The sequence below is a fragment of the Vibrio astriarenae genome (assembly GCF_010587385.1).
In the GTDB taxonomy this organism is placed as follows: Bacteria; Pseudomonadota; Gammaproteobacteria; order Enterobacterales; family Vibrionaceae; genus Vibrio; species Vibrio astriarenae.
The window spans coordinates 1,292,367-1,306,976 of sequence record NZ_CP047475.1 but is presented as its reverse complement, the minus strand read 5'-3'; the positions used below and the strand labels follow the sequence as shown (position 1 = coordinate 1,306,976).

Genomic DNA, 14,610 nt, shown 5'->3' with positions numbered 1-14,610 from the left:
ACTAGGAAAGGCATTATCATAGCGAGAACCGCACTAGAATGGCATTGTATTGATCAATAAATCAGTAAAGATAAGGTAAGAAAATGTATAACGAGGAAAAGTACGAAGCTAGCGCTTCCATGCGCTGGCTTTACAAGAGGGATCAATAGTTTTGGATATGCTCCAACTCTTGTTGCTGATATTCTGCTTTTGCTGCCATTTCACGCAACCCAAGGAATGTCTTGTAGGGTTGTGAAACGGCAACCGTGTTCACTAGCCATGCTGGAAGATTACCGCCAGGCTCAGTGAACACTTGGTAAGTCACGTAGGTTTCATTTTCGCTAACAGGCGTGAAGGTCCAAGCACTGTTTAGCTGCTCGATGCGAACGTTACCTTTTATACGGGGTACAAAGTCAGGCACAGCGGCTTGATCAATCGTAACAACCAAGGTTTCAGGGTCCTGCGTTGTGATGTTATGTACTACCGCATCACGATCAGAAACAGGCCAAGGCGCTTTCGACAGCGTGTAAGTGATGGTGTCAGTCACGGACGTTGTCTTTACTAGACGCATCTCGTCGACATTTTCCACCCAACTCGTTCCAGCATCAACGTCATTGAATGCAGCGATCAACGTACTCAAGTTAGCATTGATGTTCATTTCAGCGCGAAACGCCTTAAAACTGCTGCCTTCAATACTTTGGTTGTAAACTTTAACACCCTTCTTATCCTTCACTTCTTTCCAATTGTCTTGCATGGCTTGCGCGCCGAATGCACAAACGATTAGAAAAGCCGCGATCAATTTTGATCTCATTGAGGGATACTCCTATTTTTCCAAGTCACTTTATTTAGCCTGTGTAGACGCAGTGCGTTCAAAGTAAGAAAACCATTGAGACTGATCCCAACAGGTACAAAGATAGCGTAGTGCAACGGCACAAACAGTTCACGTACCAAACCTATAAACGTAGCGAGCAGCGCAATAATAGTGATCGCATTAACCCCAAGGGCCCATGTTGCCAATTGTGTTGGCGATTGTAGGTATTCGATAGCCGAAATGACCAATAACACTGGCGCCATCCACGCAATCCATTGACACTTGAACCAGTACCAAGACGCTTTGAACAGGGTCGGTGCTTTCACTATGCGGTGCATGTTCTTAGAAAAACCATCCCACACTTCTTGTGCGTTGGTGTACATGCGTGTGCGCATGAGCGAGTCTGCAAACGCCCAGTAGATACGATGACCACGACGCTTAAACTTCTCAGCAAATGCAAGGTCTTCCGAGATATCAGCCTTAACCAAATCGTGTCCCTGCTCTGCATGATAAGACGATGCCAAGAACAACATAGCTTGACCGTTGGCGATCGCTTCTTCTTTCTCTGGGGTATTTGACGCAACGAAATCCATCGAGTTCGCTGTTGATAAGAACACGCCCGGTAGCAGAGACTTTTCACTAAACGAAATCATCTCTTGTTGCGGGTTAAATGACAGTAGCTCGATGTCTCGCGTCAGGCTAAACTCGATAATACTCTTGAGTAACGCAGGCTCTGACTCTGTGTCAGCATCAACAAAGAACAAGTATTCACCTGTTGCATTCATGGCTCCCCACATACACGCATTACTTTTACCGAGCCAACCTTCCGGCAGTGGGCGACCTGAAATCACACGGGCGTCAAATGACGAAGTTTCCATTAACTTTGTTGCGATGGCTTCCGTCTTATCTTCTGAGTAGTCATCAACCACAATGATCTGCAATTTATCTGACGGATAGTCTTGCGCCAGCATGCTACCTAAAGACTTAGCGATATTCGCTTCCTCATTACGGGCAGGAATGATCACTGACACCGTCGGCCAGTCTTTGCGACTGTCATGACACTCTGTGATATGAGAACGCTGCCCTGCGAGCTTTGCTAGCTTGACTAAAAAGAAGATAACCGTCAGTAAACAGATTACTGAGATACCGAGTAAAAACATCAATCAACCTCAATATGAAATTTGACCTGTACCCTACCATTTTATGTGAGCCAGATCGAAGTATTTGCTCTATTCCTTACATTGAATTACAGAAGAGCACACTCAGATAGAAATTTGAGCTGCTGCTACATATCTAACTTGTAAAAGTAAGTCATCAAACTCGTTCTGCACCCACTTTATTACTACAAGGACAAACGCGAATTATGACTGTTTTGCTGTTACCAGTTTCTCACTCTGAATGAGACTCAAGATCAAAGCTCCGATAACGATAGCACAGGTTATCGAAAGCAAACGCATCATCTGTGCAGTCAGAGAATCATAACCGGGATGATTCAAAATCTGATAGGCCAAAGCCACAAAGTTAGTAAACAGCAATTGATAGATCGATAACGTGGTTTTGCGTCGAATAGCAAAGCATGCGAGTTGTAGGCCACATACCACCGCGACACCGAACAAAACAAAATCTGGTGCGCCAGCCATCACTAGCAAAACAATCGGCAAAGTAAACAGAATACCCACTGTTGTCGTCACCAATTTGTTCATGCTAAACGTTCGATGGTCATGACTATTGCCACTTTTAATCATGTTGCTGATGGTAATGGTAATCAGCATAGTCTGAGAAGCATCCATCCCTATCAATACGGCTAATACGATAGTAAGTGCCGTGACCTTCAATGCCACCACAAGGCTGTCCATCGGCGTGTCGTCAGCTGCACTCGTCCCCTGCTCTGGCAAGATATCTTTATCTTCACCGGGGAAGACCCAGAACCCCAGATACGTCACTACAATTGCAACCACCAACTTCTCAAACAGCATGAGAGGCAATATACCTAACGGGATATTCATCTGCTTGTTAAAGACCACCATGACAACCACGACAACGAGCGTAAGAGTTGCAATGATATCTTTAGGGTCACGATGGCTACGAGAGTATCCCCAATACATCAGTAACCAACTGTAGAGCCAAAAACCGGTTGGAGAATCTACGAGCACGCTACCAAACAGTACCATACCAAAACTGATGACCAACATGGCTGCCATCACCTTCAATAGGACACTCAAAGGAGGCCGTGATGGCATGATCGTCATAAACATAACGACAAATATTGGCGACAACACCGCAAGGCTTGCGCCAGTGCTTATCAAGTAAAACAGCAACGCAAGTGGGATAAAAACTAAACGAATGACCGGATTCGCGGCGCTATGAAACATAAGTCCATACACTCAAGATGCGCATCCAGATTCCTGCCAACCACTCTCCAACGGTACTTTGCTCTGTCATGATCGCCACGGTTGCTTGAGAACCAAAACGGACATTGTCGGGTATATCATCACGCTCAAAGACAATATTAACCGGGTAACGCTGTGCATTTAACGAGTTGTTTTCGGCATTTAGAAACCCTGTTTCTTGGTCGATACTGTTACTGCCCCCAGTACCCCAACCGATGCTATCAACCTTACCCATTAATACGCGACCTGGAAGCGCATCTAGTACAATTTTCACGGTTTGCCCGACCCTCACATGCTCTAGAGAGTTCTCTCTAAACTGGGCCGCAATCCAAACGCCACGAGGATCAATAAAGGTCAATACGGGTGAGCCCGCCGACGCGCGCTGACCAACCGTTAATTGCAAATTCGTCACAATGCCTTTCGATGGCGCGAGTACTTTTGTCTTTTGCAAGTTAAGCTGCGCTTGCTCCAGTGCTGCCAGCGCCGCTAAAATTTGCGGATTGTCATTCCCCTCTGGCCCTAGCGCTTGCTTCGCCTGAACCAAGGAGGCTTCTGCTGCATTTAAGTTTGCCTGTGCTCTATCCTTCGCCTCTATCGCATTATCTAAATCAGACTGGCTTAACACACCTCGACCGGCCAACTCAGTGACTCGCGCGGCTTGGTCTCGGGCGTTGTCTCTTGCCGCCACCGCATCGGTGACTTTTGCTTGTGCGACTTCAACCGCGGCAGTGCTTGCACCAATGTTTTGCCCAGCTAACGCCAAGTTCGCTTCAGCCGAGCGAACACTGACTTGATAATTACGATCATCTATTTCAAATAAGGTGTCTCCGGCCTCCACCACCTGATTGTTGAGCGTATTCACCGCGGTAATATTACCTGAAACCTCAGGAGCAACACGCACGAGATAAGAGTGCACCCGAGCGATACCTGTCATAGGGGTAACACGATCTGCCCACAGACTGTAGAGCCAAATACAGACAATAATGGCGATAATGATGGAACTTAGTTTTCTTGATGATTTCTCGGCTTTAGACATTTTCTTTCTCTTTAACTCAGTATTATTGTGCTCTGAGCTTTGATTGTTTATTAAACAGGCTTATCTCAGTGTAGTTGTTCTTACAAACCAACAAAGTAGCTAATGACCAATGCATTGATGAGGTCGACAAAGAAGCCACACACTAGCGGCACAACAATAAAGGCTTGTGGGCTTGCACCATAACGATTAGTCACTGCTGTCATATTGACGATAGCTGTTGCAGTAGAGCCTAGTGTGATACCACCAAAACCAGAACAAACCACCACAGCATCGTAGTTGCGGCCCATCAGGTAATAGACCACAAAAATAGTGAATATCAGTGATACCAGTATTTGAACCGCCATGATGACCGAGATATAGCCAAATAGACCATCAAGATCCCAAATACGCAGCCCCATAAGTGCCATCGTCAAGAACATGCCAAGACAGATATCGGAAATCATGGCTAGCCCCTTGCGTCCCTGCTCAATTTTTGCTTGAGTACGACGCTTTTTGAACAGCGCACGACCAATGTTGCCAACGAGAATACCGGCAATCAAACAACTCACAAAAAGAGGTAATTTTAGGCCCATCGCCTCAATGACTTCGCTCACGCTATAGCCCAGCATGAGAGTCACGTTCAGAACAAGCCAAGCCCATAAGACACCATAATGACTAAGCTCCACTCGTGCCTCACTCTCGTGATAGGAACCAACGGCTACATCTTGCTCATTCGACGGACTGATACGGTGCTTCTTCATCAAATAGTTCGCTATCGGACCACCAATCACACAGGCAGCAATTAAGCCCACAGTATTTGAGGCCACGCCCAGCTCCATCGCATTGCTGATTCCGAACTCTTCAACAAATGTCGGTGCCCAAGCGAGTGTTGTACCCACCCCACCAATGAGACTGACAGACCCAGATAGAAGGCCGGCTTTTGCATCCAAACCATAGCCCGACGCCACTGCCATACCGACCACGTTCTGAATCACAATGAAACTCGCGGCTAATAGAAGAAGGATAAATAGTGGACGGCCGCCATTAATCAGTGTTTTAAAGTCCGCTTGCAGACCAATTCCCGCGAAAAAATAGAGAAGCAGGAAGTCTCTAACGTCCAGACTAAACGTAATTTGAATATTGAACAGATAATAAAGCCCTGCAACCGTCGCTGCGCAAACAAAACCACCAATAACGGGTTCCGGTAGGGAATATCTTTGCAATACATCCGAACGCTCGATAAGCGCTTTACCGATGAATAGAAGTGAAATTGCAATCGTAAAGGAGAGTAAGGGTGATACGAGAGTTTCAGTCATAAGGCTATTATCTTCCCGAAATAGAGTGATTCTGTGGTGTCAAAATTTGTGTCCGATTCACAAGCTGCTGCTTTATTAATCTAGGACAATTATGAAAAGCCGGCTAACTTACATGGACTTAAGTGGAAAGTCGTGGTCATTTAGTGACAAAAAAAGCCACCAGCCCAAACAATGAGACTGGTGGCGTCCGCAAGTAAATTGATGCTGCCAATGTGTTGCGTTATGCCGTTTTAGCTGGCTCTATCGAAGATACTTTTGAATCTTTGGATGGATTGCTCGTCGCCGATTCGCTCTTAGATTGCTTCTCATACAAGAAGCGCAGCACCGCTTGGCGACAGTGTTGATACTCTGCATTTTCAGCAAGCTCAACTCGATTTCTCGGCCGTGGTAGATTGATATCCAACACCTCACCGACCGTCGCTGCAGGGCCATTGGTCATCATCACAATCTTGTCAGACAGTAATACCGCTTCATCGACATCGTGAGTAATCATGATCACCGTGTTGTTGAGCTCTGCCTGTATCTCCATCAACGAATCCTGCAAACGTGCTCGAGTCAAAGCATCCAAAGCGCCAAAAGGCTCATCCATCAATAACACTTTAGGTTGCAGCGCGAGTGCTCTGGCAATCCCTACACGTTGTTTCATACCACCAGAAATTTCATCCGGCTTTTTATCTGACGCATGGGACATTTGAATCAACTCTAGGTAGTGATTTACCTGCTCTTTGATCCACACTTTGCTCTTACCTTTCGCTATTTGCTTCACAGCGAGTTCGACGTTTTGATAGACCGTCAACCAAGGCAAGAGTGAATGGTTTTGAAACACCACGGCTCTATCTGGACCAGGGCCTGCCACCTCACGTCCATCGACAATCACCCCTCCACTTGTAGGCAAATGCAAACCCGCTACGAGGTTAAGCACTGTAGACTTACCACAGCCAGAGTGACCAATAAGAGAAATAAACTCGCCTTCTTGAATACGCAGGTTGACATTTTTTAGCGCGACAAAGTCTCCATTTGGCGTTGGAAAGCTCATCCCTAATTGGGTTAAATCAAGTAATGGTTTAGACATAGCTTTTCTCCTTATTAGCGCAACGCCTGCTGTTTATTCCAAGATAGCCATTTCTGTAATTGCAGCATGCCTCTGTCTAGTAGAAGACCAACAAAACCGATCGTAATGACAGCCACCATGATTCGACCTAATGATGCAGAACTACCGTTTTGGAACTCATCCCAAACGAACTTCCCAAGCCCTGGGTTTTGCGCCAGCATCTCTGCGGCAATCAACACCATCCAAGCAATACCAAGAGATAGGCGAAGACCTGTAAATATCATTGGAATTGCCGATGGTAATACGATGGTACGGATGTGTTGCCACCAAGACAGCTGCAGGACTTTACTTACGTTGACGAGATCTTTGTCGACACTCGTAACACCGACAGCCGTGTTGATCAATGTTGGCCACAGACTACATAACGCCACGGTAAGCAGTGAATTAATAAATGATTTTGCAAATAGAGGGTCATCACTAACATAAGTGGCACTAACAACCATGGTCACAATCGGAAGCCAAGCCAAGGGCGATACGGGTTTTAGTAGTTGGATAATGGGGTTGAAGGCTTGATAAACACCGCTGTTTAGCCCCAGAACAATCCCGAGAGGCACAGCAATAACGGTGGCTAATAAAAAGCCACACGCCACGGTAAACAAGCTCGTGAGGATCTGATCAAAGAAAGTGGGTTTTCCGGTATACGGTCTAATCTTTACCTTCGCGTCAGGGTTTTTAGCCAGCTTCTCAGCATTACGCTTTTCTTGACGCTCAATAAATCGTTGCTCTTTGTCCCTCTCCTCCCAATGCTCATCGACTAAGTTGGTGAACTGCTCAAAGGTTTGCACGGGGCCTGGCAATGTGCCTAAAGACGTCACGACTTGACGGGCACTCAAGTGCCAAAACATCAAGAAAACTAAGATACCAATGATCGGAAATAGAATGATTTTACTTTTGCTGGCTACCAGCTTGCGGCTTGGTATCAGCGAGATAACATTACTCGACATAAGCTACTCCTGTTACATCCTTATAGCGCGCACAGCGATGCCGCTGTGCGCTTTATCGTTATACTTTGTCTTGACCTTTCAGGCCGATGCTGAATTTCTCTAGGTACTCGTTAGGCTTGCGGCCGTCGTACACAATGTCATCAATAAAGTGAGTTTGCGGTGCGCGGAAGCCATCTTCTGCCTCAAAGTCAGGGAAGTCTTTGCTGTTTAGTACGCCATCTTCAACCAAGGCTTGTGCAGCTTGCTTGTAGATGTCGGGACGGTAGACCTCTTTGGCCACTTCCATATACCAGTCATCAGATTTTTGCTCAGGTAGCTGTCCCCAGCGGCGCATCTGTGTGAGATACCAAATCGCGTCACTGTAGTATGGATAAGTCGCGTTGTGACGGAAGAATACGTTGAAATCAGGCACATCACGTTTATCCCCTTTTTCATACTCAAACGTCCCTGTCATTGAGTTGGCTATTACCTCGTAATCGGCCCCAACATATTCGCTTTTCGCCAACAGCTTCACCGCTTCTGGACGGTTAGCATTGTCGTTTTCATCCAACCAATGTGCTGCGCGAATCAGCGCTTTTACGACTCGAACGTGAGTATTCGGATATTTCTCTGCCCACTCTTTTGACACGCCGAATACTTTCTCCGGGTTATTCTTCCAGATCTCGTAATCAGTCACGACAGGCACACCAATGCCTTTGAACACCGCCTGTTGGTTCCACGGTTCACCCACACAGTAGCCTTCAATCGTACCCGCTTCCATTGTCGCTGGCATTTGCGGTGGCGGGGTTACACTAAGTAAGACATCCGCGTCCACTTGGCCGCTGTTATCACCCGATGTTGGTGCGTAATAACCTGGGTGAATACCACCCGCCGCGAGCCAGTAACGAAGTTCATAGTTGTGAGTGGAAACGGGGAATACCATACCCATGTTAAAAGGCTTACCGTCATCTAAATAGCTCTCGACGACCGGTTTAAGCGCATCCGCTTTAATGGGGTGAACCGGTTTTCCATCATCTTGTTTCGGGATATGGGGAACCATTTTCTCCCAAGTGTTATTAGAAACGGTAATCGCGTTACCATTCAAATCCATACTAAATGCGGTAATCACCTCGGCTTTGGTACCGATGCCAACGGTTGCCCCTAATGGCTGTCCCGCCAACATATGGGCACCATCCAGTTCACCATCAATCACACGATCAAGCAGCACTTTCCAGTTTGCTTGTGCTTCTAAAGTGACATAGAGACCTTCATCTTCGAAAAAGCCCTTTTCATAAGCGACCGCTAAAGGTGCCATGTCAGTCAGCTTAATAAAGCCAAACTTAAGGTCCTCTAATTCGGGCTCTCCTAACTCTGCGAACGCCGAAGGAAGATAAAGGGAGCTACACAATGCAAGACACGTTGCTGACACCTTAACTGTTGATATCCATTTCATACAATTTCTCCTGTTGAGCATGATGTTATTTGAAAGCTATTTATTACTGAGCACGTTTAAAACCTTCTCATTTTTAACTGTGCGATTTTTATTTATAAGCCTGAATAACCAATTAACATGCCAACTTAAATTACCGTTAAATATCAACAATTTAAATCGAAGTGTTCATTGTGCTATATATGACATGCATAATATTAGTGCGCTACGCACCAATATCTGATCATTTTTCATAACCCCAAAGTAGTAGCCTTAGACACCTTCGATTTAGGAATTATTCAATGAATGGAATATAAAAATAAAAGGCAGACTCTGATAGCAAGTCTGCCTCTCTTTAATGTAGATATATAAATTAAATTGAGTTTCCTAAATACTGGCCGAGAGCAATATATAAACGAGTTAATATTTGATCGATAGCGTACTAAAACCATCTACTTACTATATCCACCATCACTTGTTCGCACTTTGTGAGTGCAAATACGCCTTAAAATTGAACAAATAAGTTTCGGTTACATACACAATTGCTTACATATCGGGCGTTGTAGGTTGTGGCACAGAAATCGCTTAAACGAAAATGACAATCATTATATGGAGAGTAGCGATGTCTTATGTAGAACCACGCGAGTTCGTGACCAAGATGGTCGACACAGGCGAGCAAAAGATCTTTATGTCCACCAAAGATACACTAGTGCGAGCGTTTATGGCAGGAGCCATTTTGGCACTGGCCGCATTTTTTGCCATTACTGTCATTGTAAAAACAGGGAGTCCACTCATAGGTGCAGTGCTCTTCCCTGTCGGGTTCATTATGCTCTACTTAATGAAGTTCGACCTATTGACAGGGGTATTTACTTTAGTTCCTCTTGCCGTCATAGATAAACGACCTGGCTGTACTACCAATCAACTGTTCCGAAACTGGGGGTTAGTGTTTGTCGGCAACTTCGCTGGTGCACTAACGGTGGCGTTTTTTGCTTCCTTCATTTTGACGTATGGATACAACACCGATGGTGGCTCACTTGCAGCTAAAGTGAGTACTATAGGCGAGTCTCGCACTCTCGGCTATCAAGAGCACGGAGTCGCGGGATGGTTTACTATTTTTATTCGCGGCATGTTGTGTAACTGGATGGTTTCTATGGGTGTGGTTGGCGCGATGATATCAACCTCAGCAACGGGTAAAATGATGGCTATGTGGATGCCGATCATGCTGTTCTTCTTCATGGGCTTTGAGCATTCCATTGTAAACATGTTCCTATTCCCATTCTCAATGATTATGGGTGGCGAGTTTACTGTCGTTGATTACTTTATTTGGAATGAGATACCGACAGCGCTAGGCAACCTTGTAGGTGGTTTTCTGTTGGTTGGCTTACCACTTTATCTCACCCATGTCAGAACCACTCCTGAGAGAAATACAGCGGTAGTGGGCAGTTCTGCAAAAGCGTAATCTAACAGTTTATAGTTTCTAGCCCTTCAAGAAGACGGACATCTATTATGACCGTCTTCTTTTTTGTCGTTCCCAGCTCAATCAGATTAAACCTGTCTACTTCTGCTCTATTAGCGCTAACAGCTCCGGCATTGCCGCCATCATCGCGTCATAGCCAATCTGCATCGCTTGCTCACGCTCTTCTAGGTGACCAAATTCAATCAAACTCGGTTCAATGGGGTTCAGCTCAACAACAATGTCTGCTGTTTCAATTTCATCTTTGGTTGCTATGCAGCTTTGAATCCAAAAAGAGTTAGCAACCGTATTTGCCGCTTTGTATTTTAGTGGTGGCGGCGCGCTACAAAACACATCAACACCAATCACAATATCCGCCCCTAATTGACGAGCACCATATACGGGAACAAGTGACAGGACGCCCCCATCCACCAAGATATCATCATGATGATAGATTGGGACAAATACACCAGGGACACTCGATGAGGTTTGCACAGCTTCTCCCACATTACCGTCAACAAACATCACCGCCTTTTGTTGAGAAAGGTTAGTGGCAACAATACCCGTAGTGACAGGCAGTTCAGACAGATTTCGATTACCGGTATGTTGGTTGACCCAACGCGCTAATGCCTGACCTTTGATCAAGCCTTTGTTTGAAAGATTCAAATCAACAATTTGATGCTCACTAAACTCATAGAGAATTTCCGCAATCTGCTCATAGTCATGCGTGGCATACAATACGGCGGCGATAGAACCTACTGATGTCCCTGTGACGATATCTGCCTCAACACCCTGCTCTTCCAGTGCTTTGATCACACCTAAGTGCATCATCCCCCGAGCAGCCCCCCCACCGAAAGCTATCGCCAACTTAGAACTTTGATGGGCTTTAATCGCCCCTTGTTGAGGTTTCACATCGACAGTGACTAAATCATCATATTGATTCACGGTTGCACAGCCGGAAAGCACTAACGTTAATAGAAAAAAGAGCCTTGTTGTAGTCCGGTAACTCACCATTGGTTAATCTCGCATCGTACGTTTTTTCTTATATAGGATAACAAGATACACGTAAGCTGATTTAAATTCTAAGATTGTCTTTTAGCGACAGGCACGTAAAATACAAACCAAGTACGCATTGAGGAAAAAGCGATGAAGCTTCTAGCTGACAGGACTGGAGAGCAGTTTCTAGAAATATTAGAAAGAGCGGAGGATAAAGTTACTGTTCAATTTATCTCTAACGAGGGTGAACACAAAGGCAAACCATTTAATGATTCATTATCTGGACTACTGCTCGCGGGCTGGACACATCGCACCACCTCAACTGCTATAGGCCTGAGTCGCTTTAAACGTGGGTACTTAGAAGACCCGCATGTGAGCTTTGCTCTGCACCAACTCTTCCCTTTGGGCCGCAAGGTCAAGCTTCCATGTGGTGATGTAATGCGTATCGCTAGCTACGCAAACACCCATTGTGATGGTTACTACATGTACCTCAAGGACGAAAGCAACATAATGACTCGTTTAAAGATCACGCCAGATTGGGAGCTATTACCACTAGAAGACCTGCTAGCACTGCCCTATTACCCTGCACCTCGAAGCCAGGCTGAAATGGATACTATTGATGAATTTGACCGCTGGGCGGGCGGTTTTTAGTTTCAATCTATCTTCAGCAAAGCAAGCCCTTTAGATACAGTAGTATAAACTTAACTAACCGAGCTAGAGAAAGGATAAAAGTGATGCTAGTACACGACCCAGACAACAAAGAGTATCAAGTACCACTCGAAGGTGAGTATGTCGCGATTGCAAAGTACACGTTGAGTGAGACTGTTATGACGATTCACTCCACTCGCGTCCCAGATGAAGTTCAAGGAAAAGGCTATGGCAAAGTCATGATGGAGGCGATTCTACCCGAGGTCGAAAAACAGGGTTACACCATCATTCCGGCCTGCAGTTACGTTGCGCATTACCTCAACCGTAATCCACAATGGCAGCATTTGTTGGCGGTGTAAGCTTACCTGTTTATACCGTTAGATACACACCATCATCCGAATTCGCGCATGAACTTCCGTGAGATCTTCCATCTTGCCACTGGCGATAATCTCTAGTGGCTTTCTGCCTTCAAAGTATGGCCCGTTATTCTTAGCCAGCATATAGCGATTGCGCGTGTTTTCATCACGATACAGTAAATGAAGACAATCACTGATTGAAAAAAGCAAGTTGACCCGAGTTTGGAGACTGTCGTCTGAATCCAAATGAAAAATGGACTCGATCTGCGCTGCACTCGCTCCCCATTGAGTCAATAGCTCTGTGGCATTCTGTTTCGTTTTATCCATAAGCACTACTCCTGCTAAAGGTACTAAATAAACATGACCCCGATTCAAGGAATAATCAATAAGTCGACATAATCAAGTTCTGCTCTTTCAACAGATCAATTAATCAATGAAAGCCTTTCACCTATGAAGATGTATTACTTCACCAACATCATCACCGTAGAAATGACCCGTTTATCGGATGGATTTATTCGATGATTGAAAAGATTGCTGACGATTTAGACTCTAGAACTAAAACATAATTACAAAAGTAATCCGGCCAATTGAGCCGGATTACTCCGTCGTTAAGGGATTAAAGCGAGTTTTTGAAGATCTTGCCGTCTTTCATGATAAGATCCATCTCAGTTAGGTGAGAACCATCTTTCTTGGCGTCATTCGCTTCACCAAACCAAGTGTCACGACCACCGACTAAGGTAATATCCTCTAATGGGTTACCATCAATCAGCAGAATATCAGCGTAAGCGCCGACTTCGATAACACCTAATTTACCATCTGAATATGGGTCAATCCATGGCTGCATTAGCTCTGCAGAGATACGGCCTGATGTCGAAGTAATCGCACGCAGTGCTGAGAAGTTGCCAAACATATCAGCGTTCAACCAAATTTCATGAGCGATTTGTTTTGCACAAATATCCGCCGTGCCCACACAATCCACATTAAATGCACGACGATCAAAGCCTGCATCTTCTGCCGCTTTCATCTCTTCTTGATAACTGCCAAACGCTGCCTGTGCTGACGCCAACTTCTTCTGAATCAATGGGTCTTGAACCACAGGGATTGTCGCTAGATCCGGTGAGAATGCCGTTAAGTTAGTCGCAATAAATGCCCCTTCTTTATTGAACTTCTCTGCCATATCTGCTTTAAACATGAAACCATGCTCTATCGACTTCACACCCAAATCCAAAGCTTGATGCATCGCTTTATCTGAATAAACGTGTGTTGCAACATAAGAACCATACGATTCTGCTATCGCCACGGCGGCTTTCATCTCATCATCAAGGTATGAGTTGTACTGCCATGGGTCAAACTTCGAAGATACGCCACCAGATTGGAAAATTTTGGTGAACTGCCCACCCTGACGATACTGGTATCGCGCTTGCGCTTTGATGTCATCAACGCCATTAGCCGTTGTCATGATGTTTAAAATTTCTAGGTTTTGCGGAGAATCTGTTAAACGACGTGATTGTAGGCCAACATCTGAGTGAGAGCCAATAGGCGCGATGGGTGCACCAGAAGCATAAATACGTGGGACTTCTTTAAGACGTCCATCTTGCTCCATTGCCGTCCATGAACCATCTGCGCCACCCACATCACGAACGGTACCAAAACCCATATCGAGATACATTTCTGCAAACTCTTGACCATGCACCGCAATCTCAGTCCAACGCATATCATCCGTACCCAGCAGCCCTTTTGGAATGGTTAAGTGCATGTGAGCATCAATTAACGCTGGCATAAGCGTTCGACCTTCACCATCAATTACCTTAGCATCCGCTGGCACTTCGGCGTTGCCTTCACTAATCGATGTAATCTTGTTACCTGTGACAACAACAGAGTGGTTTTCATACAGCTTATTTTCAGTTCCATTGAAAATATTTACATTCTTAAAGACTACTACCTGCGGCGCTTCTACAGCAACAGGTGCTGACTCTGGCGCTGGAATCGCACCCGCGAATGAGGTTGCAGTAACTAGAGCGAGTGAAGCGGCAATCATCGTTTTCTTAAACATAATATTCTCTTTTCAATCATGTGCTTTGAATTCGAGAGCAATATTAGTAACAGAGCGAGCTAGATAATTGCCATTTGATGACAGCGCCGACTAACGCCTATTCAATTCGATGATATTTAAACTGCAATGA

At 45.3% G+C, this 14,610-nt stretch carries 14 protein-coding genes; 3 read left to right on the top strand and 11 right to left on the bottom strand.

The genetic code is table 11. From position 1 onward, the window contains the following. Nucleotides 1-142: 142 nt before the first annotated feature. The 8 genes from GT360_RS06265 to GT360_RS06230 all read right to left on the bottom strand — a co-directional run bounded on the left by GT360_RS06265 (nt 143) and on the right by GT360_RS06230 (nt 8,998). Nucleotides 143-790 (bottom strand): START domain-containing protein, encoded by a 648-nt coding sequence (locus GT360_RS06265; protein WP_164648045.1) that lies wholly within the window; start codon nt 788-790, stop codon nt 143-145. Further along, nucleotides 787-1,950 (bottom strand): glycosyltransferase family 2 protein, encoded by a 1,164-nt coding sequence (locus GT360_RS06260; RefSeq protein WP_164648044.1) that lies wholly within the window; start codon nt 1,948-1,950, stop codon nt 787-789. The genes GT360_RS06265 and GT360_RS06260 overlap by 4 nt, the downstream gene beginning before the upstream one ends. Nucleotides 1,951-2,151: 201 nt before the next feature. Then, on the bottom strand, nt 2,152-3,162 hold the full coding sequence (locus tag GT360_RS06255) for a DUF2955 domain-containing protein (RefSeq protein ID WP_164648043.1): 1,011 nt from the start codon (nt 3,160-3,162) through the stop codon (nt 2,152-2,154). Next, nucleotides 3,152-4,216: an HlyD family secretion protein gene (locus tag GT360_RS06250; protein ID WP_164648042.1), complete on the bottom strand. Its 1,065-nt coding sequence runs from the start codon at nt 4,214-4,216 to the stop codon at nt 3,152-3,154. The genes GT360_RS06255 and GT360_RS06250 overlap by 11 nt, the downstream gene beginning before the upstream one ends. 80 nt (nt 4,217-4,296) lie before the next feature. Beyond that, nucleotides 4,297-5,511, bottom strand: a complete 1,215-nt coding sequence (gene gltS / locus GT360_RS06245; protein ID WP_164648041.1) for a sodium/glutamate symporter — start codon at nt 5,509-5,511, stop codon at nt 4,297-4,299. Nucleotides 5,512-5,731: 220 nt separating this feature from the next. Continuing rightward, complete coding sequence (locus tag GT360_RS06240) at nt 5,732-6,583, bottom strand: ABC transporter ATP-binding protein (RefSeq protein ID WP_164648040.1); 852 nt, start codon at nt 6,581-6,583, stop codon at nt 5,732-5,734. A gap of 14 nt (nt 6,584-6,597) precedes the next feature. Continuing rightward, complete coding sequence (locus GT360_RS06235; protein WP_164648039.1) at nt 6,598-7,566, bottom strand: ABC transporter permease; 969 nt, start codon at nt 7,564-7,566, stop codon at nt 6,598-6,600. A gap of 58 nt (nt 7,567-7,624) precedes the next feature. Continuing rightward, on the bottom strand, nt 7,625-8,998 hold the full coding sequence (locus GT360_RS06230) for a CmpA/NrtA family ABC transporter substrate-binding protein (protein WP_164648038.1): 1,374 nt from the start codon (nt 8,996-8,998) through the stop codon (nt 7,625-7,627). A 598-nt stretch (nt 8,999-9,596) separates the two neighbouring features. Here GT360_RS06230 and GT360_RS06225 point away from each other — a divergent pair. Continuing rightward, on the top strand, nt 9,597-10,433 hold the full coding sequence (locus GT360_RS06225; protein ID WP_164648037.1) for a formate/nitrite transporter family protein: 837 nt from the start codon (nt 9,597-9,599) through the stop codon (nt 10,431-10,433). 96 nt (nt 10,434-10,529) lie between these two features. Here GT360_RS06225 and GT360_RS06220 read toward each other — a convergent pair whose 3' ends face one another. Then, the gene (locus GT360_RS06220; protein ID WP_164648036.1) at nt 10,530-11,372 is read right to left on the bottom strand and encodes a patatin-like phospholipase family protein; all 843 of its coding nucleotides are present in this window, start codon (nt 11,370-11,372) and stop codon (nt 10,530-10,532) included. Between the two features lie 201 nt (nt 11,373-11,573). Here GT360_RS06220 and GT360_RS06215 point away from each other — a divergent pair, with 201 nt between their 5' ends. Both GT360_RS06215 and GT360_RS06210 read left to right on the top strand, forming a co-directional pair. Then, nucleotides 11,574-12,074 (top strand): hypothetical protein, encoded by a 501-nt coding sequence (locus GT360_RS06215; protein WP_164648035.1) that lies wholly within the window; start codon nt 11,574-11,576, stop codon nt 12,072-12,074. Nucleotides 12,075-12,157: 83 nt separating this feature from the next. Further along, nucleotides 12,158-12,430, top strand: coding sequence for a GNAT family N-acetyltransferase (locus tag GT360_RS06210; RefSeq protein WP_420825435.1), 273 nt, complete (start codon nt 12,158-12,160; stop codon nt 12,428-12,430). An 18-nt stretch (nt 12,431-12,448) separates the two neighbouring features. Here GT360_RS06210 and GT360_RS06205 read toward each other — a convergent pair whose 3' ends face one another. Continuing rightward, on the bottom strand, nt 12,449-12,754 hold the full coding sequence (locus GT360_RS06205) for a hypothetical protein (RefSeq protein ID WP_164648034.1): 306 nt from the start codon (nt 12,752-12,754) through the stop codon (nt 12,449-12,451). A gap of 289 nt (nt 12,755-13,043) precedes the next feature. Next, nucleotides 13,044-14,480 (bottom strand): amidohydrolase family protein, encoded by a 1,437-nt coding sequence (locus GT360_RS06200; RefSeq protein ID WP_164648033.1) that lies wholly within the window; start codon nt 14,478-14,480, stop codon nt 13,044-13,046. Nucleotides 14,481-14,610 lie beyond the last annotated feature (130 nt).